Source organism: Aquitalea pelogenes (assembly GCF_041914625.1).
Classification (GTDB): domain Bacteria; phylum Pseudomonadota; class Gammaproteobacteria; order Burkholderiales; family Chromobacteriaceae; genus Aquitalea; species Aquitalea pelogenes.
Map to the genome: position 1 here is coordinate 37,832 of NZ_JAYSDA010000011.1, position 21,001 is coordinate 58,832.

Annotated in this window: 20 protein-coding genes and 1 other RNA gene; 8 read left to right on the top strand and 13 right to left on the bottom strand. The window is 57.6% G+C overall.

Annotated elements, in window-relative coordinates; translation table 11 throughout:
• Nucleotides 1–45: 45 nt before the first annotated feature.
• Both ACE3SE_RS10810 and ACE3SE_RS10815 read left to right on the top strand, forming a co-directional pair.
• The gene (locus ACE3SE_RS10810) at nt 46–1,401 is read left to right on the top strand and encodes a DEAD/DEAH box helicase (RefSeq protein WP_374555213.1); all 1,356 of its coding nucleotides are present in this window, start codon (nt 46–48) and stop codon (nt 1,399–1,401) included.
• Nucleotides 1,402–1,573: 172 nt separating this feature from the next.
• Complete coding sequence (locus ACE3SE_RS10815) at nt 1,574–3,361, top strand: aminopeptidase P family protein (protein WP_374555291.1); 1,788 nt, start codon at nt 1,574–1,576, stop codon at nt 3,359–3,361.
• A 72-nt stretch (nt 3,362–3,433) separates the two neighbouring features.
• Here the strand turns inward: ACE3SE_RS10815 and argS are convergent, their stop codons facing one another.
• The 9 genes from argS to ACE3SE_RS10860 form a co-directional block, all read right to left on the bottom strand.
• On the bottom strand, nt 3,434–5,152 hold the full coding sequence (gene argS, locus ACE3SE_RS10820; protein WP_374555215.1) for an arginine--tRNA ligase: 1,719 nt from the start codon (nt 5,150–5,152) through the stop codon (nt 3,434–3,436).
• A gap of 315 nt (nt 5,153–5,467) precedes the next feature.
• On the bottom strand, nt 5,468–6,940 hold the full coding sequence (locus ACE3SE_RS10825) for a DUF3138 family protein (RefSeq protein WP_374555217.1): 1,473 nt from the start codon (nt 6,938–6,940) through the stop codon (nt 5,468–5,470).
• A gap of 133 nt (nt 6,941–7,073) precedes the next feature.
• Nucleotides 7,074–7,919, bottom strand: coding sequence for an ABC transporter permease subunit (locus tag ACE3SE_RS10830; protein WP_062790576.1), 846 nt, complete (start codon nt 7,917–7,919; stop codon nt 7,074–7,076).
• Nucleotides 7,916–8,824 carry an ABC transporter permease subunit gene (locus ACE3SE_RS10835; protein ID WP_045848657.1) on the bottom strand — a complete coding sequence of 303 codons (909 nt, stop codon included), beginning with the start codon at nt 8,822–8,824 and terminating at the stop codon, nt 7,916–7,918. The genes ACE3SE_RS10830 and ACE3SE_RS10835 overlap by 4 nt, the downstream gene beginning before the upstream one ends.
• Nucleotides 8,825–9,111: 287 nt before the next feature.
• The gene (locus ACE3SE_RS10840) at nt 9,112–10,212 is read right to left on the bottom strand and encodes a polyamine ABC transporter substrate-binding protein (protein ID WP_374555220.1); all 1,101 of its coding nucleotides are present in this window, start codon (nt 10,210–10,212) and stop codon (nt 9,112–9,114) included.
• 887 nt (nt 10,213–11,099) lie between these two features.
• Nucleotides 11,100–12,446 carry a prephenate-dependent tRNA uridine(34) hydroxylase TrhP gene (gene trhP, locus ACE3SE_RS10845; RefSeq protein WP_045848655.1) on the bottom strand — a complete coding sequence of 449 codons (1,347 nt, stop codon included), beginning with the start codon at nt 12,444–12,446 and terminating at the stop codon, nt 11,100–11,102.
• Nucleotides 12,440–12,880 carry a hypothetical protein gene (locus tag ACE3SE_RS10850; RefSeq protein ID WP_045848654.1) on the bottom strand — a complete coding sequence of 147 codons (441 nt, stop codon included), beginning with the start codon at nt 12,878–12,880 and terminating at the stop codon, nt 12,440–12,442. Before ACE3SE_RS10850 ends, trhP begins: the two co-directional genes overlap by 7 nt.
• 165 nt (nt 12,881–13,045) lie before the next feature.
• The gene (locus tag ACE3SE_RS10855; protein WP_045848653.1) at nt 13,046–13,258 is read right to left on the bottom strand and encodes a hypothetical protein; all 213 of its coding nucleotides are present in this window, start codon (nt 13,256–13,258) and stop codon (nt 13,046–13,048) included.
• Between the two features lie 62 nt (nt 13,259–13,320).
• Nucleotides 13,321–14,148, bottom strand: a complete 828-nt coding sequence (locus tag ACE3SE_RS10860; protein WP_197077289.1) for a ferritin-like domain-containing protein — start codon at nt 14,146–14,148, stop codon at nt 13,321–13,323.
• A gap of 179 nt (nt 14,149–14,327) precedes the next feature.
• Here ACE3SE_RS10860 and fliW point away from each other — a divergent pair, with 179 nt between their 5' ends.
• The gene (gene fliW / locus ACE3SE_RS10865; protein WP_131360681.1) at nt 14,328–14,771 is read left to right on the top strand and encodes a flagellar assembly protein FliW; all 444 of its coding nucleotides are present in this window, start codon (nt 14,328–14,330) and stop codon (nt 14,769–14,771) included.
• 39 nt (nt 14,772–14,810) lie between these two features.
• Nucleotides 14,811–15,398, top strand: a complete 588-nt coding sequence (locus tag ACE3SE_RS10870; protein WP_045848651.1) for a DNA-3-methyladenine glycosylase I — start codon at nt 14,811–14,813, stop codon at nt 15,396–15,398.
• On the opposite strand, the gene ACE3SE_RS10875 is transcribed toward ACE3SE_RS10870, so the two are convergent.
• The 3 genes from ACE3SE_RS10875 to argE all read right to left on the bottom strand — a co-directional run bounded on the left by ACE3SE_RS10875 (nt 15,389) and on the right by argE (nt 18,532).
• Nucleotides 15,389–15,628, bottom strand: a complete 240-nt coding sequence (locus ACE3SE_RS10875; protein ID WP_199101423.1) for a hypothetical protein — start codon at nt 15,626–15,628, stop codon at nt 15,389–15,391. The genes ACE3SE_RS10870 and ACE3SE_RS10875 overlap by 10 nt on opposite strands.
• Before the next feature lie 210 nt (nt 15,629–15,838).
• Entirely contained in the window at nt 15,839–17,227 is a 1,389-nt protein-coding gene (locus tag ACE3SE_RS10880) for a sodium-dependent transporter (protein WP_374555223.1), read from the bottom strand.
• Nucleotides 17,228–17,350: 123 nt separating this feature from the next.
• Nucleotides 17,351–18,532 carry an acetylornithine deacetylase gene (gene argE, locus ACE3SE_RS10885; protein WP_374555225.1) on the bottom strand — a complete coding sequence of 394 codons (1,182 nt, stop codon included), beginning with the start codon at nt 18,530–18,532 and terminating at the stop codon, nt 17,351–17,353.
• Nucleotides 18,533–18,699: 167 nt separating this feature from the next.
• Here argE and ffs point away from each other — a divergent pair.
• An RNA gene (ffs, locus tag ACE3SE_RS10890) (signal recognition particle sRNA small type) lies at nt 18,700–18,798 on the top strand.
• 274 nt (nt 18,799–19,072) lie between these two features.
• Nucleotides 19,073–19,396, top strand: a complete 324-nt coding sequence (locus ACE3SE_RS10895) for a helix-turn-helix domain-containing protein (protein ID WP_045848647.1) — start codon at nt 19,073–19,075, stop codon at nt 19,394–19,396.
• Between the two features lie 107 nt (nt 19,397–19,503).
• On the opposite strand, the gene ACE3SE_RS10900 is transcribed toward ACE3SE_RS10895, so the two are convergent.
• Entirely contained in the window at nt 19,504–19,953 is a 450-nt protein-coding gene (locus tag ACE3SE_RS10900; RefSeq protein ID WP_045848646.1) for a universal stress protein, read from the bottom strand.
• 119 nt (nt 19,954–20,072) lie between these two features.
• Between ACE3SE_RS10900 and ACE3SE_RS10905 the strand changes: the two genes are divergently transcribed.
• Together ACE3SE_RS10905 and ACE3SE_RS10910 are read left to right on the top strand one after the other, a co-directional pair.
• On the top strand, nt 20,073–20,498 hold the full coding sequence (locus ACE3SE_RS10905) for an acyl-CoA thioesterase (RefSeq protein WP_045848645.1): 426 nt from the start codon (nt 20,073–20,075) through the stop codon (nt 20,496–20,498).
• Between the two features lie 17 nt (nt 20,499–20,515).
• Nucleotides 20,516–20,929, top strand: coding sequence for a TerB family tellurite resistance protein (locus ACE3SE_RS10910; protein ID WP_197077286.1), 414 nt, complete (start codon nt 20,516–20,518; stop codon nt 20,927–20,929).
• Nucleotides 20,930–21,001: the final 72 nt, after the last annotated feature.

The window sequence follows — 21,001 nt, forward strand, 5'->3', positions numbered from 1 at the left end:
TCCTGGCCAAGCGACACCGGCTCTACTCCGGTTTGAAAGGACATTATGCATTTCTCCGACCTGGGCGTTGCCCCGACCATCCTGCGTGCACTCGAAGCTGCCGGTTACGACACCCCCACCGGCGTACAAGCCGAAGCCATTCCTGCTGCCATTGCTGGCCGCGACCTGCTGGTTTCCGCTCAAACCGGTAGCGGCAAGACCGCAGCCTTCCTGCTGCCGGCACTGACCAAGCTGTCCGAGCGCTCCACCGGCAAGGGCCAGGGCCCGCGCGTTCTGGTGCTGTGCCCGACCCGCGAACTGGCGCAACAGGTGGAAAAGAACGCCCTGGAATACGGCAAGGACCTGCGCTGGATGCGTACCGCCTGCCTGGTTGGCGGCGCCTCCTTCGGCTACCAGACCCGCGCCCTGTCCCGCCCGATCGACCTGATCGTGGCCACGCCGGGCCGTCTGATGGACCACATGCGCTCCGGCCGTGTTGACTTCTCCCGCCTGGAAATGCTGGTGCTGGACGAAGCCGACCGCATGCTGGACATGGGCTTCATCGAAGACATCGAAACCATCGTCAAGGCCACTCCGGAAAGCCGTCAGACCGTTCTGTTCTCCGCTACGCTGGATGGCACCGTTGGCCGCATGGCTGAAAAAATCACCCGCGAACCGCAGCGTATCGAAATTGCCCGTACCGAAACTTCCGGCGGCACCATCGAAGAACACCTGCTGTACGCGGACGACCTGAACCACAAGCATCGCCTGCTGGATCACATCCTGAAAGAGTCCGGCTTTGACCAGTGCGTGATCTTCTCCGCCACCAAGGCTTACAGCGAAGAACTGGCTGACAAGCTGTCCGACCAGGGCTACTCCGCTGCCTGCCTGCATGGCGACATGCCGCAAAGCTGGCGTAACCGTACCCTGAACGACCTGCGTCGCGGTCGCATCAAGATTCTGGTGGCCACCGACGTTGCTGCGCGCGGTATCGACGTACCCACCATCACCCACGTGGTGAACTTCGACCTGCCGAAACAGGCTGAAGACTATGTACACCGTATCGGCCGTACCGGTCGTGCCGGTCGTGACGGCACAGCCATCACCCTGGCGGAATCGAAAGAATTTCACAAGGTACGCCGCATCGAGCAATACCTGAAGCGTCAGATCACCGAAGGCGTGATCGAAGGCATGGAACCGACCCGTCGTCCGCCGAAAGGCCCGCGTCGCAATGGCAAGCCGGGTGGCTACGGTGCCCAGGGTCAACGTCGTGGTGGTAGCGGCAACGGCTATGGCCGCGAACGTCGCGAAGGCGGCTACGGCCGTGGCACCGGTGGCAATGGTGGCAGCAGCTACGACCGTCGTGGCCCGCGCTCTGCCGGTCAGGGTCAGGGTCAGCGCAGCACCCAGCGTGCCGACTAAGCACCCAGTCGTTCAGTAATACAAGAAGGCGGTCCACGGATCGCCTTTTTTGCGCCTTGCCGTTTCAGGCATGCACAAAATGCATGGCGACCCCGGCATAAACTCGCTTGTCAGCCTGCCATGCGCGCACCAGAATAGCTGTACACACAGCACTGGATAACGCATGACTACCCTGCTCACCATTCCCCAGCGCCTGGCCGCCTTGCGCCAGGCCATGCAACAACAGCATATTGCTGCCTGCCTGATTCCCTCTTCCGACCCGCATCTGTCCGAATACCTGCCCGCCTACTGGCAGGCCCGGCAGTGGCTGTCCGGTTTTCACGGCTCGATGGGCACGCTGATTGTCACGCAGGATCAGGCCGGACTGTGGGCAGACAGCCGTTACTGGGAACAGGCCGCCAAGGAGCTGGACGGCAGCGGCATCGCCCTGATGAAAATCCAGACCGCCGCCAGCAGCCAGCATCTGGACTGGCTGGCAGAAAACCTGCAAGCCGGACAAACCGTAGCGGTGGCAGGCGACGTACTGAGCCTGGCCGCAGCCAATGCGCTGCACAGCAGCCTTAGCGCACGCGGCATTGCCCTGCGCACCGAGCTGGATTTACCCGCCCAGATCTGGAGCGACCGCCCCTCATTGCCGCAAGCCGCCATCTACCCGCACCTGCCACCGTTTGCCAGCACCAGCCGCCAGGACAAACTGACCGCAGTACGACAGGCCATGCAGCAGCACGGCGCGGATTACCACTTCATTTCCACGCTGGACGATATTGCCTGGCTGCTGAACCTGCGCGGCGCGGATGTCAATTACAACCCGGTGTTCATCAGCCACTTGCTGCTGGGCCCGGACAGCACCACCCTGTTTGTTGATGACAAGAAAGTGGATGCCAAGCTGCAAGCCGAACTGGCAGCCGACGGCGTGCAACTGGCCGATTACCACAGTGCCAAGTCGGTACTGACTTCCCTGCCCCACAGCAGCACCATGCTGCTGGACCCGCGCCGCATCACGCTGGGTTTCCATCAGGCCATGCCACAAAGCATGCCGCACGTGCAGGCCATCAACCCCAGCACCTTGCTGAAAGCCTGCAAGACCGCCGCCGAGGCAGAACACATCCGCCACACCATGGAGCAGGATGGCGCTGCGCTGTGCGAGTTCTTCGCCTGGTTCGAACAGGCAGTCAACCGCGAAGCCATCACCGAACTGACCATCGACGCGCAGATTACCGCCGCCCGCGCCCGCCGCCCCGGCTTTGTCTCGCCCAGCTTTGCCACCATTGCCGGCTTCAATGCCAACGGCGCCCTGCCGCACTACCGCGCCACGGAACAGGCCCATGCCAGCATTGCCGGTGACGGCCTGCTGCTGATCGACTCCGGCGGTCAGTATCATGGCGGCACCACCGACATCACCCGCGTGGTGGCGGTCGGTACGCCCAGCCCGGAACAAAAGCGCGACTTCACCCTGGTGCTCAAGGGTACGCTCAATCTGTCGATGGCCCACTTCCCGCGTGGCACCCTGTCGCCGATGCTGGATGCACTGGCCCGCGCTCCGATGTGGCAACACGATATCGACTTCGGCCACGGCACCGGCCATGGCGTGGGTTATTTCCTCAATGTGCATGAAGGCCCGCAAACCATCTCGCGCAGCCTGCCGGATGCCAGCATGGCAATGCAGGAAGGCATGATCACCTCGGTGGAACCGGGCATCTATCGCCCCGGCCAGTGGGGGGTGCGCATCGAGAACCTGGTATTGAATGTGCCAGCACAGAAAAACGGCTTTGGCGACTTCCTGCGCTTTGAAACACTGACGCTCTGCCCGATCGACACCCGCTGCATCGAGCACAGCCTGCTGTCCCGTCAGGAAGTGGACTGGCTGAATCACTACCACGCCGAGGTACAACGCCGTCTGCTGCCACTGGTGACAGGCGCTGCCCGTGACTGGCTGCTGCAGGCCACCCAAGCCATCTGAGCAAGACAAACCACAATGAAAAAACGCCCTGGAATCCAGGGCGTTTTTTCATACCAGGCCAGACAGAATGACTTACATCGCTTCCAGCACCTTGATACCCAGCAGGTCCAGACCGGTGCGCAGGGTCTTGGCAGTCAGCGCAGCCAGTTGCAGGCGGCTGGCACGTACCTCGCCTTCGCTCTTCAGGATCGGGCAGGCCTCGTAGAAGCGGGAGAACAGCGTGGCAATCTGGTACAGGTAGTTGGACAGGTAGTGCGGGTAGCAACCTTCCGCCACCGACAACAGCGTGTCCTCAAACTGGGCCAGTGCCGCGGCCAGATGTTTTTCTGCCGGCTCGGTAATCACGATGGGCGCATTGGCGTCCACGTTTTCCGCTTTGCGGAACACACTCTGCACGCGGGTGTAAGCGTATTGCAGATACGGCGCGGTGTTACCTTCAAAGGCCAGCATGGTGTCCCAGTTGAAGATGTAATCGCTCATGCGGTTTTTGGACAGGTCGGCATACTTCACCGCACCAATGCCCACCGCCGCAGCGATTTCGCGCTTTTCAGCCTCGGACAGCTCCGGGTTCTTTTCCGACACCAGCGCATAGGCACGCTCTTCCGCCTCGTCCAGCAGCTCGATCAGCTTGACGGTGCCGCCGGAGCGGGTCTTGAACGGCTTGCCGTCGTCGCCCATCATCACGCCAAAGCCGATATGTTCCAGCTTCATGCTTTCCGGGGCAAAACCAGCCTTGCGGCAGATGCTGAACATCTGGGCAAAGTGCTGGCTCTGGCGCGCATCCACCACATAGATGACGCGGTCCAGATTCAGCACCTTGTGACGGTAGCGCACTGCGCCCAGGTCGGTGGTGGTGTACAGGAAGCCACCGTCTTTCTTGCGGATGATCACGCCCATCGGCTCGTCGTCCTGGGTGCGGAATTCCTCCAGGAACACCACCTCGGCGCCTTCGCTTTCGCTCAGCAAGCCTGCGGCACGCAGCTCTTCCACAATCACCGGCAGGTCATCGTTATAGGCGGACTCACCGCGCACATGCTCGCGCTTCAGGCCGACATTCAGCTTTTGATACACCGCTTCGCAATGCTTGAGCGAGATGTCGACAAACTGCTCCCACAGCTTGAGCACTTCTTCATCGCCACCTTGCAGCCGTACCACGTAGTCACGGGCGCGGTCGGCAAACTCTTCGCTTTCGTCAAAACGCACCTTGGCATTGCGGTAGAAGGTTTCCAGATCGGAAAGCTCCAGCGCGTTGTCACCCGCCTGACGGATTTCCACCAGATAGGCGGTCAGCATGCCGAACTGGGTACCCCAGTCGCCCACGTGGTTGGCACGCACGACATCGTGACCCAGGAATTCCATCACCCGCGCCAGTGCATCGCCAATAATCGACGAACGCAGATGACCAACGTGCATTTCCTTGGCCAGATTGGGCGAGGAGTATTCCACCATCACCCGCTGGGCTGCCACCGGGCTGATGCCCAGCTTGTCGTCCTTCAGGGCAGCTTCGCTGCGACGGGCCAGGTATTCGGGGGCAAGATGAATGTTGATGAAGCCCGGTCCGGCAATTTCCACCTTGTCGGCAATGCCTTGCAGGTCCAGCGCAGCCACTACTTTCTGAGCCAGCTCACGCGGATTGGTCTTGAGCGCCTTGGCTGCACCCATTACCCCGTTAGCCTGATAGTCACCGAATTCCGGTTTGGAAGCCGGCTGGATCACTGCCGGCGCATCCGGCGCACCGGCAGCAGCCAGCGCTGCCTGTACCCGTTGATTGATCAACTGCAAAATTGTCATGCTTGCCCCATAATTGCCGTGAAAACGAAAAAATGCCTTCGTTTTCGAAAAATTTAACAGTGTCGATTGTATGCCCCCAGGCCTTGACGGGCAATGTTTGCATCGCAGCAAAAGTGCATCGTGTGCGCCAAAGCAGTGCAAATCACGCACCTTGCAGGCAGATCATGCCAAAAGGGTGAGCGCCGGCCGTCCGTATGTTTGCACACACATCGCTTTGCACGGGCGAGTACCTGCCCACACGGATCCACCCTGATGGCAAGGCAATAAAAAATGGCCTCCAGCGGAGGCCATTCGTGACAACAGGACAAACCAGGATCAGAAGCTGTAAACCGCCTGAGCCGCGAAGATATCGTTGCTCTTGCGATAGTTGCCATCGCTGCGCAGGAACACGTCGCGATTAGCCCAGTCGTGACGGATTTCCATCTTCAGGGTCAGCTGGTCGGTCGGGTAGAACAGCAGGGCTGCGGTCAAAGCCTGACGGGTGGCACCGGAGCAATCCGTACCATTGACACTGCTGCTATTGAAACAAGCCTGGGAAATACCGAAGCCGTTGGTGCCGTCCACGCCATTGGACTGACCCAGCGCAATACCACCGCCACCGCCACCGTTCTTGCTGTCATTCAGGTAGTCATAACGCAAGGTGCCTCCCATGCGGCCGAACCACTCGGAATTCCATTTCTGGTGGGCCAGCAGCGAGAAGCCATACCATACGGCATCGCCACCGTTCCAGGCTGCCTGCTTCTGCCGACCATAGTCGATTTCGGCATTGTAGACGCTGTCGGTACCGGTCAGCGTCATGTCCAGCTCGCCAAAGTAGTAGGCCCCGTAGGCGCTGTTGGAAGTACCCTGATAGCCATAGGTACCGTCACCATTACCATTGGCATCGGTGTGCGCATACAGGCTTTGACGACCGATATTCATCGAACCGCCAATGTCCAGATTGCTGGTCATGGTGTAGTCGACACGGCCCGTCACCGTCGGCGTGCTGTTGCTGTGGGTATGCTGGTTCGCGTCGTTTGCACTGTTCGGATTGGTGTGGAACTGCTCGTTGGCAATCATGAACTTGGTGGCCCACGAACCATGCGACCAGTTGAAGCCGGCACCAACATAGCTGCCCGGGTCGCTGAAGTCATACAGCAGGCCATGGGTGATGGTGTTCATCTGGTTGGATTGCTGGACTTCATAGCCACCAAAGCTGTTCATCAGGCCGGCCACCAACTGGGTGGTGTCAGACACCGGGAAGTTGATGATGGCGGTATTGATGATATTGTTGCCCGCGCTGCTGTTGCCACCGCTGGTCAGCAGGTTGTTGCCGGAACCACGGTTAGGCAGGATGCTGACTTCGGCACTGGGCGCCATCGGGCCAACACCAAAGGTTTTCTTGATGTCCAGGTAGACATCACCAAAGGTGCTGTTGGTGTAAGCATACTGGTTGCTGTGATTGACAAACTGGAAGCCGGCGCTGCGACCCAGACGGCTGGCCACATAGGTCGGGTCCATGTAACCGGTAATGCTCAGACCGGCAATCGGGCCTTCACTGGCATCGGTAGTCAGCTTGTCGACCTTCATCTCCATGCCGGCCACGCGCTGTTTCAGCTCGGCATTGCCGTCATCGGCCTCGGGTGCCTTGGCGGCAGTTGCGGCATTCACCGCCTGTTGCAGCTGTTGCATTTGCGCCTGCAGGGCCTCTAGCTGGGCCTTGAGCTTGGCGATTTCGTCTCCCTTGGCGTCGGCCATGGCCACACCGGGAAGACCTGCGATCAGTGCGCTGATCAACAATTTCTTCATTTCATTTCTCCCTTGTACTACAGCATGAACAGCTTTGCTCCTACGCTGACAGAACAAACGGGGTAACAGCCGGACTGGTCTGACTGCCCAACCCACTGCTACCCCGTTGTCGTTACACTAATCCCCTGCTGACTCAGGCAGCCTTGAAGGCCAGCTGCATTTCACGCTCACGCTTGCGCTGCATGGAACGCATGTACAGATTGCCCGCTACCACACCCACCGACACCACCAGGATGAACAGGGTAGCCAGTGCGTTCATTTCCGGGTTCAGACCCAGACGAACCCGCGAGAACACCACCATCGGCAAGGTGGTGGAACCCGGTCCGGACAGGAAGGCAGTCAGCACCAGGTCGTCCAGCGACAGGGTGAAGGACAGCAACCAGCCGGATACCAGTGCCTGGGAAATCAGCGGCAGGGTAATCACGCAGAACACCTTGAGCGGACGTGCGCCCAGGTCCATGGCGGCTTCTTCCAGCGAACGGTTCAGTTCACGCACACGGGATTGCACGATGATGGCTACGTAGGACACACACAGCATCACGTGACCAATCCAGATGGTGAACACACCGCGGCCTTCCGGCCAGCCCAGGGTTTGCTCCATGGCCACAAACAGCAGCAGCAGCGAAATACCCTGAATCACTTCCGGAATCACCAGCGGGGCATTGATCATGCCGGCGAACAGCGGAAACAGGCGGAAGCGGTTGAGCCGCGCCATTACGAAACCGGCCCAGGTACCCACCACCACCGATGCCGTTGCCGTCATCAGCGCAATCTTGATACTGAGCAGGGCTGCGGTGATGAGTTCATCATCCTCCAGCAGTGCCCAGTACCACTTGGTGGAGAAACCGGACCACACCGTCACCAGCTTCGATTCGTTGAACGAATAGATGATGAGCAGCAGGATGGGCAGGTACAGGAAGGAGTAGCCGAAGCCAAGTACCGCATAAGACAGCGGCTTGCTGGGTTTCAAGGTGCTCATTTCACTTCCTCCATCACTTTTGCTTGGTAATGCTGGAACATGGCCATGGGCACCAGCAGCAGCAGCACCATCGCGCAAGTCACGGTAGCCGCCATCGGCCAGTCCATATTATTGAAGAATTCATCCCACATCACGCGGCCGATCATCAGCGTGTCGGAACCACCCAGCAGTTCCGGAATCACGTACTCACCCACCGCCGGAATGAACACCAGCAGGCTGCCGGCGATAATGCCGTTCTTGGACAGCGGCAGGGTTACCTGCACAAAGGCCTTCCACGGACGGGCACCCAGGTCGTAGGCGGCTTCCAGCAGGCGCAGGTCCATTTTCACCAGGTGGGAATACAACGGCATGATCATGAACGGCAGGTAGGAAAACACCATGCCGATATAAACACCCCAGTTGGTGTGGTACAGGCGCAGCGGGGTATCGATGACGCCCAGCCACATCAGGAACTGATTGAGGAAACCGTCGTTCTTCAGGATGCCGATCCACGCATAGACGCGAATCAGGTAGGACGTCCAGAACGGCAGCATCACCATCATCATCAGGGTGTCACGGGCAGATTCAGACGCACGGGCAATGTAGTAAGCCATCGGGTAACCGATCAGCAGACACAAAACCGTGGACACAAAAGCCATCTTGACCGAGCTGATGTAGGTGGCGAAGTACAGATCGTCACCCAGCATGAACTTGTAATGGCCAATGTTGAGCACCAGGGTGAAGACATCGTCTTCCATCTTGGTGAGCGGTGTGTAAGGCGGAATCCCCAGCTGCTGCTGGGAGAAGCTGATGCCTACCACCAACAGGAAGGGCAACAGGAAAAAGACAAACAGGAACAAAAACGGAACACCAATGACGGTTGTCCTGCCGGACGGTAACCATCGACTGAATTTGAGACTTTTCATGATTTAGCACCACTTGGCCGGGGAACCCGGCTTGCCAAGCCCATCTTTACAGCCATCATATCAAGGCCCTGTCACGACTCGCCCTGATGTGATGACTTACGTTTCACAGCAACCCGACCCTGCCGGACCGGCTTGCAACCCTCACTCCAGATACTTTTTCTAGCCAGCCACCTGCCCGTTGCCGAACGGCAGCTGACGCTTGCATCAGCCTGCGCGGAGAAAACCCTGGCAGACCGTGCTGTCTTGCAGCACCGGGGTGCAAACACCCCGGTGATTCAGGACTCGGTTTAGCGGCCGGTCTTCAGCTGGGTCCACAGACGGTTCTGCAGACGCATGATGTCAGCCGGCAGCGGCTTGAGCAGGAACAGGGTCTTCATGACCGATTCCGGCGGATAAACAGACGGATCGTTGGCGATTTCCGGCTTCACGAACTTGCGTGCAGCGGCATTGGCCGTGGGATAGAACACTTGGTCGGTAATGGCGGCGTTGACTTCCGGATTCTGGATGTAGTTGATCCACTTGAGGGCGGCTTCCACGTGCGGCGCATCTTTCGGGATCACCATCACGTCAAACCAGATCGGCGCGCCGGATTTCGGAATCACATAGCCCAGCTGATAGGTACGTTTGGCTTCAGCGGCACGGTGCTTGGCAATGTTGACGTCACCGGACCAGCCCAGCGCCAGGCAGATATCGCCATTGGCCAGGTCATTGATGTAGCCGGAAGAATTGAACTGGGTGATGTAGGGGCGGATTTTCTTCAGCAGTTCGAAGGCGGCCTGGTAGTCAGCCGGGTTCTTGCTGTTCGGGTCCTTGCCCAGGTGGTGCAGTGCGACTGCGAAAACGTCGTTAGCCTGATCCAGCACCGAAACGCCGCAGCCTTTCAGTTTGGAAACATATTTCGGGTCAAACAGGATGTCCCAGCTGTCCAGCGGAGCGCCAGCGCCCAGAATGGCCTTCACCTTGGTGAAGTTGTAACCCAGGCCGTCGGTACCGTAAGCCCAGGGAACACCGTGGGCATTGCCCGGGTCGGCATCCTGGATCTTGGCCATCAGGGCCTTGTCCAGATTCGCCAGGTTCGGGATCTTGGACTTGTCCAGTTTCTGGTAGATGCCCGCCTCGATCTGCTTGGCCATGAAGTTAGAGGTCGGAACCACGATGTCGTAGCCGGCACGGCCGGTCAGCATCTTGGCTTGCAAGGTGTCGTCGCTGTCGTAAACGTCATACTTCACCTTCACGCCGGTCTGTTTTTCAAAGCCGGGAATGGTGCCCTTGGCAATGTAGTCGGACCAGTTATAAACGTTCAGTACCTTGTCTTCTGCCAGAACGCCAGCACTTGGCAACAGCAGAAGCAGCGAACACAGCACTTTCTTGACAAGTTTCTTCTTCATTACAGGCTTCCTATGTATTGCAAGACCATAAATTCCCTTCGTCAGGAGACGCGAGGGACCTGATGCACTGCACCTCATGAGACCGGTCGGGGATTCTCCCTCCCATCCGGTCACGCCAAACCCGGGGCGAATGTGACACGCCTATTCACCAAGCAATAAGCGTGCACGACATTTATAACCCCATCCTATCCATTCTGGCTATTTCCAATCCAGAACGGCAGGTAACTGTCAGGCAAGAGACGAAGGACAAGGCAAACAAGCTGCCAGTCTTTTCACATTATTGTTATCGCAGGAAAGCCGTGAAACGCTGCCGGCACCAGGCCGACTGCACTTCGACAGGTTCAGGCTAACGCTCGAACCAGCCTCCTCCGTTGTAGATATCACCTCGGTTATGTTTAATAAAATCCACAAATTGTGTTGAGGTGTTACAGCTTTTTAACCACAAAGACATTCAGCCGCAACATGATTTTTTTTTGCAGCGCAAGAAAACGGCAGGCGGCAGGGGCTTGACATCTGCACAGCACGCACACGTCGACACATCTGATCATTTATCGGGCATATCCAGCGCCACAGCGCCAAATTGACTTAACATATGATCAAAAACCACGCCCCGCTTGGTGATTCAAGGGTTTAGCCACCACCTGCGCGGGCCACGCCCTGCAGCAGGGCCAGCAACGGCATACAGTACCCCTGATCGGATTAACGCGCCGATTCAGCCAGCGGTAGACAAAAAAAGTTTTTTCTTGCTTCACCTCAGAATGAGGCAGTTTTGCCACAGATCAAATCTGGCCATGCCTTGCTGTGCGTACCGACGAAATAAAAGCGGTTTGCCCCTTCGGGCAAGCCGCTTACGTTTTAGCACTGTTTGCACAGTGGCAGGCATTTGATCAGATCAGGCGTGCCAGCAGCGCTTTCTCCATGCCAGCCATATCCGGAATGCGCACCTGCATGCCGTTACCGGCAGCCAGATCGACCGCCACACCGTTACGGGTCATCTGGGTCAGCTGCACGATGCGGTTACCACGCGGATGGATCACCTCGATGCGATCCCCCACCGCAAAGCGGTTCTTCACCTCGACCAGCGCCCAGCCATCGGCATCCACTTCCAGCACATCGCCCACATACTGGCTTTGCTTGGCCTTGGAATGGCCGTCCAGGTAATTCTGGTAATCCTGGGTCTGGTGACGTTCCAGGAAGCCCGGAGTGTAGCCACGATTGGCCAGTCCTTCCAGTTCGGCCAGCAGGCTGTAGTCAAACGGGCGGCCGGCCACGGCGTCATCGATGGCACGGCGATACACCTGCGCGGTGCGGGCCACGTAGTACAGGCTCTTGGTACGCCCTTCAATCTTCAGCGAATCCACGCCGATCTTCACCAGCTTCTCCACCTGCTCCACCGCACGCAGGTCCTTGGAGTTCATGATGTAGGTGCCATGCTCGTCTTCGATGATAGGCATCAGCTCGCCCGGACGGCTGCCCTCTTCGATCAGATAGGTCTTGTCGGCCAGCGGATGGCGTTCGGCACCACCACAGGCGGCAAAGCTCTGGTTGGCTTCTTCCAGTGCCTTGTTGAAGTCCAGCTTGATGGTTTGCACATCACCCGCGTCGTCGCCCTGGGTGTCGTGCATCTTGTAATCCCAGCGGCAGGCATTGGTACAGGTGCCCTGGTTCGGGTCGCGGTGATTGAAATAACCCGACAACAGGCAACGGCCGGAGTAGGCAATGCACAAGGCACCGTGCACAAACACTTCCAGCTCGATATCCGGGCATTCCTGACGGATTTCGGCAATCTCGTCCAGGCTCAGCTCGCGCGACAGGATGATGCGCGACACACCCAGCTTTTGCCAGAACTTCACCCCCATGTAGTTGACGGTATTGGCCTGCACCGACAGGTGGATAGGCACTTCCGGCCAGCGCTCGCGCACCATCATGATCAGGCCGGGGTCAGCCATGATCAGCGCATCCGGCTTCATGGCGATCACCGGCTCCATGTCGGCCATGTAGGTCTTGATCTTGCTGTTGTGCGGCAACAGGTTACTGGCCACAAAGAACAACTTGCCGCGCGCATGCGCTTCATCAATACCGGTTTTCAGTTCTTCAAGCTTGAAGTCGTTATTGCGCGCACGCAGCGAATAGCGCGGCTGACCGGCATAGACCGCATCCGCGCCAAAGTCGTAGGCTGCGCGCATCTTGTCCAGCGTGCCGGCGGGCAGCAGCAATTCCGGGGCTTTTAACATAGGGCTTCGCTTTCTTGTTGGGACAGGCAGGCAATCGGCAAGGGCATGCGATCCGGCGGCACAAACGCGCGCCGCGATACATCCTGATTCAACCTGTCATCCGAGTAATATTGGAACAACACCGCCTTGGCGTCGTGCAATACATCATCACACTGCGCCAGAAAAACCGGCCATTCCTGCACCATGGCCGGCATCTGCTGGGCACGGTGATACAGGATGGACAACAAGGACATGGTGAGGGTGTGATGGTATTTTTCTGCCGCGCCCTGCGCCATGGCATAGCGCGACAGCGCACGCGCACAGCGCACGGCCGCCTCCGGCGCCGGATACTGGCGACGGTAAGCCCAGGCAGCATACAAATGCGCCTGGTGGGTAAATTCGGATGCAGGCAGCGTGCTGGATTCCAACTGACGCAAAAACGCCTGATAGTCCATGATCCGGGGTCTCCGAAAACTGTAAAAACAAAAAGGCCCCGCCGTATCAGGGGCCTTTTTTCTATGTTGCGGCGCGATTATGCGCCGCCGGACGCGGCATCGTCAAGCCTGGCATCAGCATGGACCAAATCCATTAAGCCCATGTTTTCAATGCCATTTTCTGCTTCATGGTTTTTTGGCCAGCATCGCCAGCAGCAGAAGCTGCACCAGCAGTGACCACACCATCAGTACGCCCCAGCACACAGTCAGTACCGGCTCCTGGGCAAAGCTCAGACTGCTCATCATTGCGGCGCTCAGCACAAAGGCCAAGGTAGCCGCCAGCAGGCACAGCACCGCCTGTTTGCGCCGCATGCGGATACGGCGAATGACATTCCACATTATCAGTCTCCTTCATCATCGTTTTCATCAGCGGGGCAAGGCCTCCGCTACATGCACCAGCGTCAGTTGGCGCTGATGCCTGGCTGTTCTGGTTTGGCCTGCTGCAACCATTGCAGCTCGGCCTCGCTAAATCCGGCGCAACGCCGGGCATCCATATTGTAGCTGCCACGATGGGCGGTCAGGTCATACTCGTCCAGCAAGGCGCAAAACGCGGTCATCGGCTCCAGGCCACGCGCGCGGCACAGCCAGTGAAACCAATGATTCCCCACCTGAACATGGCCGATTTCATCTTCAAGAATGATGTCGAGAATCGCCACGCTGGCATGGTCGCCAATATTGGCCAGTTTGCGCTTCAGCTCGGGGCTGGCATCCAGCCCCCGCGCTTCCAGCACGCGCGGCACCAGCGCCATGCGGACCAGCACATCGTGATCGGTACGATGGCAGATTTCCCACAAGCCGTTATGCGCCGGGAAATCACCATAGTCATGGCCCAGTTGCTGCAAACGCTGTTGCAGCAGGCGAAAATGTTTGGCTTCCTCCGCCGCAATGCGCAGCCAGTCGGTGACGTAGGCGTCCGGCATGTCGCGAAAGCGCCAGGCGGCATCCAGCGCCAGATTGACGGCATTGAATTCGATATGGGCAATGGCATGCAGCATGGCCGGCTGGCCCAGCGGGGAGCCGGTCCTGCGTCGTGGCACCTTGGTGGCATGCACCAGCTCCGGCCTTGCCGGATGACCGGCCAGCGGCAGACGTGACAAGGGCGCGTCCAGCCGCTGCAAGTGGCCCGCCTGCCAGGCAGCGTGGATATGGTCGGTAGCGGCCAGTTTGGCGGCGACATCGTTACAGCACAAGGCCGCTTCAATCTGTGGATACAGGGATTCAGGCTTCATCATGGTGCTGCATTCTAACGGTTTGCACTGCATTCGTGCGCTGATGCACCCTGGCGCACCATCGCACACACGGAATTTCATGGTCTGTCTCATCCTGCAAGCGCCATCCACCCTACAAGAACATCGTCGGCACCATGGGCTTGATGCATAATGCTGTCATCTGCCACAGGGAGAACAACATGCTGTTCAATTCCAGCCAACTCGGCACCGTAGAAGTGGATGAAAGCACCATCATCAATTTTGACCAGGGTATTCCGGCTCTGGAAAACTGCACCCAGTTCAAGCTGTTCCACAATGCCGACAGCGCCAATCCGTCGGTATTCTGGATGCAGTCGCTGGACGATGCCGGCATCACCCTGAGCGTGACCCACCCGACTCAACTGGGCGTTCGCTACGAGGTGGAACTGAATGACGAGGAAGTTTCCCGCCTGGAACTGAGCAAGCCGGAAGATGCCGTGATTCTGGTATTGCTGTATCAGGAACAGTCCGAAACCGAATCCCACCCGGCACTGGGCGAACTGAAGGCAAACATCCGCAATCCGCTCATCCTCAACCTGTCCAGCCGCAAAGGCCTGCAGAAAACCGGCCTGTCCTGCGACATCCTGATGCACAACCTCGGCTAAACCCGGCCCGGCACCAGCCGGGCTGCCCCGGAGCCTTTCATGACTGTCTCTTCAGTACCGCGCTGCCCCTGGTGCGGGGATGATCCTTTATATATTGCCTATCACGATGAGGAATGGGGCCGTCCGCAACACGACGACACCAGGCTGTTTGAAATGCTGATTCTCGAAGGTGCCCAGGCAGGCTTGTCCTGGATCACCATCCTGCGCAAGCGCGAAGGCTATCGCCGGGCCTTCCATGGTTTCGACCCGCAGCGGGTGGCGCAGATGACCGAAGAGGATGTCGAAAGGCTGATGCAGGACAGCGGAATTGTCCGCAATCGTCTGAAGATACGCAGTGCCATTCGCAATGCGGCGGTGTTCCTGCAATTGCAGCAAGAGCACGGTAGTTTCGACCGCTGGCTGTGGAGCCACACCCAGGGGCAGAGCGTGCTCAACCACTGGCCGACATTGCAAGATTGCCCGGCCAGCACGGCATTATCCGACCAGATCAGCAAGTCACTGAAAAAAGCCGGAATGAATTTTGTCGGCAGTACCGTGATTTATGCTTACTTGCAGGCAACCGGGGTAGTGAATGACCACTTGCTGGCTTGCCACTGCCACCCGGCCTACGGCAAGACTCAGGCCTGAGCCGGACTGAACACCACGGTGCGGAACATGCCGTCGGTGGAATGAAAGGGATGGGCCTGGACCGGCTCATCCTCCTGACAAAATGCCATCATGCGCCAGCCGTGAATCAGCTCACGCACTTCTTCTTCCGACCACGGCCCCTCCAGACGGTCCGGCACCAGTGCCGACAACTCCTGACACAGTGCACGCAGGCGGCCCGGAACCTCAAGCTGCTGCAGCGTAAAAACCAAGTTCCGCTGATGACTCATACTTCACCTCTCACCCCTGTGGGTGTGCAGTAAGCCATCATCATTTCATGTCTTATTATTAAAATCCAGTTAAATCACCATTCGTAATTTGATTTAATAATACGCAAAACCATTTGATAGCTTTCCATGAAAACAAAAAGGGCCATCCAATCCGGATGACCCTTCTGTTCAAGCAACCGCGCCGCAGGGAACTCAGAACAGCTTCAGCCCCTTGAGCATCACCACCAGAATCAGCAGCGGTGAAACAAAGCGCACCACCACCAGCAGTACTCGCACCAGCGCCTCGTTGTGCAACTGTCCTTCATTGGACAAGGCCGTCTTCAAACGGTCAAAACCCCATACCCAGCCGACAAACAGGCAAAGGAAGATACCACCCAGCGGCATCAGGATATTGGACGTGACAAAGTCGAACAGGTCGAACATGGTCATGCCAAACAGCTTGAAGTCAGCCATGGTGCTGTTGGACAAGGCACAGCTTGCGCCAAACAGTGCCAGCACCAGCAGGTTCAGCACCGTTGCCTTGGGACGGCTGATGCCAAAACGCTCGCTCAACACTGATACCGGCACTTCCAGGATGGACAACATGGCACCCGTCGAGGCGATGGCAGCCAATATAAAGAAGGCCACCATGAACAGCTGGCCCATCGGCATGCTGGCAAACACGGCAGGAATGGTGATGAACAGCAGCGACGGCCCGGCTTCCGGCTTGAAGCCAAAGGCAAACACTGCCGGAAAAATGGCAATACCAGCCAGCATGGACACAAACAGGTCGGCACACATCACGCGCAAGGTGGTGGCAGGAATGTTCTGATCGTCACGAAAATAGCTGCCATAGGTCATCATGGTACCCATGCCGATGGACAACTTGAAAAATGCCAGGCCAACCGCAGTCAACACCACTGCGGCAGTAATCTTGGAGAAATCCGGGGCAAACAGGAAACTGATGCCCAGCATGGCACCAGGCAGCATCAGGCTGCGCACGCCAATAACCAGCAGCAGCAAGAACAGGATGGGCATCAGCTTCTTGGTGACAGCCTCAATCCCCTTGGCCACCCCCATCAGCAAGATACCGCCAATCAGGGCCAGCACCAGCCATTGCCACAGCAGCGACTGCACCGGGTCGGCAATCAGGCTGCCAAAAGCCGCCGAGGTGACTTTCGGATCGCTGGACAGAATGCCACCGCCAATCGCCTTGAACACATAGGCAAACACCCAGGCAGCCACTTCGGAATAAAACGCCATGATCAGGAAGGCCGACAATACGCCAAAAGCGCTGATCAACCACCACGGCTGGCCGGCAGGTGCCAGCTTTTTCAATGCAGTGACTGCATCGGACTTGGCACGGCGGCCCAGCATGATTTCCGAAATCATCACCGGCAAGCCCACCAGCAAGGTGGCACAGACATACACGATCAGAAAACCGGCACCGCCATTGGTCCCGGTCAGATAGGGAAATTTCCAGATATTACCCAGCCCGACCGCCGAGCCGAGCGTGGCGGCCAGTACGCCAAAACTGGAGGTAAATCCGTCACGTGCCTTGCTGGCACCTGCGGACGCCGAGGATCTGCTGTCCTGTTTCATTTGGTCTCTCATCACGACAAAATTCAAACCCGCTCAAGCGATAACCTGAACGGATTACACGGGTTCCGGGGTCACCGGAGCGGCGATTCTGAAGTGATTTTCCAGACCATGCAAAATTATTTGTCAGTCACCACCCGGCACGCGACACAACTCGGCAGTCAGCCGTGCCAGCCAGTCAAAACAGGCTGCCAGTTGACCCTCCTCAATAAATTCATCCGGGCGATGTGCCTGCTCGATCGAACCTGGTCCCAGCACGACACAAGGGATGCCGGCCGCATGGAAAACACCAGCTTCCGTGGTATACGCCACACCGTCACCACCCTGACAAGCGCACAGCTTTTCCACATAGTGCAGCACTTCACTTTGCGGTGTAGCCTCGAATGCCGGGCAATATACGCGCGGCTCAATGGAGATTTCCGCTTCCGGGGCCACCTGGCGCATTTCGAGCAACAGATTGTCGGCATAGTCACGCACCGAATCGACAAAGCGCTGCGGATCATCCCCTGGCAGCCAGCGGCACTCAAAGGTGAATTCGCAATCCTTGGGCACGATGTTGTTGGCCGTACCGCCGGAAATGGTGCCAGTTTGCAAGGTGGTAAACGGCACATCATACAATGGCTGGTGATGACCAAACGACGCCTCGGTGTCGGCCAGACGACGGACATGGGTAATCAGCCTGGCGGCATATTCAATGGCATTCACCCCTTGCGGTGTGAGCGAGGAATGCGCAGCCCGCCCCTGTACATGGCAGTGGTAATGGGCAATGCCCTTGTGTGCCACCACCGGACGCATTGAGGTCGGCTCGCCAATGATGCAACCGGCCAGCGGCACCTGCTCTTGTAACAACCCATCAATCAGGCGAGGCACGCCCAGACAGCCCACTTCCTCGTCATAAGACAAGGCAATACCGATGCCCTGCTGCAGGCTTCCCTCCGCTGCAAGCCTCACCCACTCCGGCACATGCGCCAGTACGCAGGCAATGAAACCCTTCATATCGCATGCACCGCGGCCATACCAACGACCGTCTCCCTTGTCGGTGAGGGTGAACGGCGGTGAAGTCCACGCCTGCCCATCCACCGGCACCACATCGGTATGACCGGACAGCAACAGAACCGGCAGGTCTGCCGCACCTATCCGGGCAAACAGGTTGGCCTTGCTGCCATCATCATTCAAGGTCAGCTGGCTGCTCAGGCCGTAAGCCTGCAGATACTCCTCTACCCAACGGATCAGTGCGAGATTGGAATGACGGCTGGTGGTGTCAAAGCCCACCAGTGTTTGCAGCAGGGAAAGATAGGAGGAAGACATGAGGCAGTCCTGTAACAAGGCAAAACATAGGCGGAGTCTGCCCCCAGAGCTGCTACTCAGGCAATATGCCTGCCAATAAAAAGGCTGCCTGCCCCCAGCCGGATAGCCTTTTTCTACAGCACTCTTGGCAAGCATGCCGAAACCCGCTATTATTCGCACTCTTCTGCGGCGGGTCTCCTCGCATTGTACGGTAGCAAACCTGGTCAGGTCCGGAAGGAAGCAGCCATAGTTACTTAGTGCAAGTGCCGAGGGTCAGGCTCGCCACCCCTCCCCTCTTTGGTTCTACCATCATCTATATACATGTTTACGACATGTAACTACCATTTTCGTGCCAGATGGATGACATTCCGTTGTATTCCTAGATAAGAATACGCTAACATATCATTCATGCGCATGTAATCCATGACGGAACTTAATGATTTTTTTCAAATCACATTATTCCTTATGGATTTTCTTTGCTATTTTTAGGACATAGGGCAGTGTCCTAAGCCAAAACAATAATTCAATACAATACTGTTAGCCTTTTAAGAGGAACAACCCATGAAACTCTTTGAAAAAATCACCAATCCGCGTGAAATCCGCCGCAAGCTGGGCCTGAATCAGCAAGAGTTCTGGAGCCGCATCGGCGTAACACAGTCCGGCGGTTCCCGTTACGAAAGCGGCCGCAACATGCCCAAACCGGTTCGCGAACTGCTGCGTCTGGTTCATGTCGAGCAGATCGAACTGTCCAAGGTACGTCGCGAAGACTTCGAAATTGTCGAGTACCTGAAAGAAACCCACCCTGACCTGTACAAGAGCCTGCGCAAGGCCGTACGTGCCAAGATGGAAGCGCAGGAAGGCAGCAGCGAAGCAACCGCTGGCTGATATTCCCGCCACCCAAAAAAAGCAGCCGTCAAACCATCTGGTTCAACGGCTGCTTTTTTCATGAGCAAACCGCTATGCAGTGGTACATAGCGGTCTGGAAAACCTGCTTACTCACCGGCATTGCGTACCAGCAGGACCGGCACATCTGCCTGCTTGAGCAAGCCTTCGGCAACACTACCCATCAGGATATGCATCAAGCCGCTCCAGCCATGGGTACCCATCACCACCAGATCAGCACCCCAGGTATTGGCATCATCAATCAGCACTGATGCAATCTTGTCACCCCAGCTCTCCAGGATCTTGACTTCAGGGGTCAGCCCGGCAGCCACTGCCTGTGCCTGTGCCTGTCCCAGCACTTGCTCACCGGCCTGCTTGATGGACTTTTGCAGCTCGGCAGCATCCAGGAACTCCGTACCGCCCCAGCCAAACTGCGCCAGATCAACCACATGCACCAGACGAAGGGTGCTACCCATGCTCTTGGCAAGTCGGCATGCTTCAGCCAATGCCAGGTTGGACGTATCACTATCATCCACCGGCACGAAAATGCGTTGGTACATAAGCCTCTCCTTGTGTGTGTTGGCAGCCATGCATTCAGTCTAGCAAACCACCCCGGCTTGCTGTTGATACAGATTAAGACAGTCGATTAGACTGAATGTCATTTTATTCAGGTGAAATCATGGCACGCATCAAGATTGCGCTTCCCGAGCAGTTCATCTTCCAGACCAGCATGGACGTGCGCATTGGCGACATCAACTACGGCGGCCACATGGCCAATGATGCCATTTTGCGCCTGGCGCACGAGGTGCGCCTGCGCTGGTTGAAAAGCATGGGCTACAGCGAGCTGGATGTCGAGGGCGTTGGCATCATCATGGCCGATGCAGCCGTCATGTACCGTGCCGAAGCATTTCACGGCGACCAACTGGTGTTCAATCTCGGCACCGCCGATCTCAACAAGTACGGGCTGGACATCGTCTATCAGGCGACAGATGGCAACAATGGCAAAGAAGTGGCAAGATTGAAGACAGGCATCGTATTCTTCGATTACCAGACTCGTCAGGTCGCAGCCATGCCCGCAGCCTTTGCGGCAAGGCTTCATCAATAACAACAAGGAATCTCGTGATGCGTCCATACCCGATTAACAGCCCCGAGGCCATTGCCCGTTTGCTGGCCATGTTCATGATTTCCGATGGCAACATGGACCCGCGCGAGCTGGACCTGCTGGAAAAAGTCAACGTCTACGACCTGATCGGCCTGTCGCGCAAGCAATTTGCCCAGGTTCTGACAGACTACTGTGACGATATTTCCGACGAAGCGGAGCAGGACGGCACCATTCATCTGCTGGATACCGACCGGATCGAAACCATGCTGGCCGAGGTGACCAATCCGGCCAAACGCATCCTGACCTGTGTGCTGGCCATGGATATCAGCAAATCGGACGGCACCATCAGCGACCCGGAAATTGTCTTGCTGCGCCACATGATGAAAGAATGGAACATCAGCCTGGACGACCTGGAACGCCAGTTCGTGCGCTGAACCCCTGAGGCGGCAACCGGGTACGAGGCCCGGCATCCGTGCTAAAGCATTGCGCAAGCCGCCCGGCCCGTC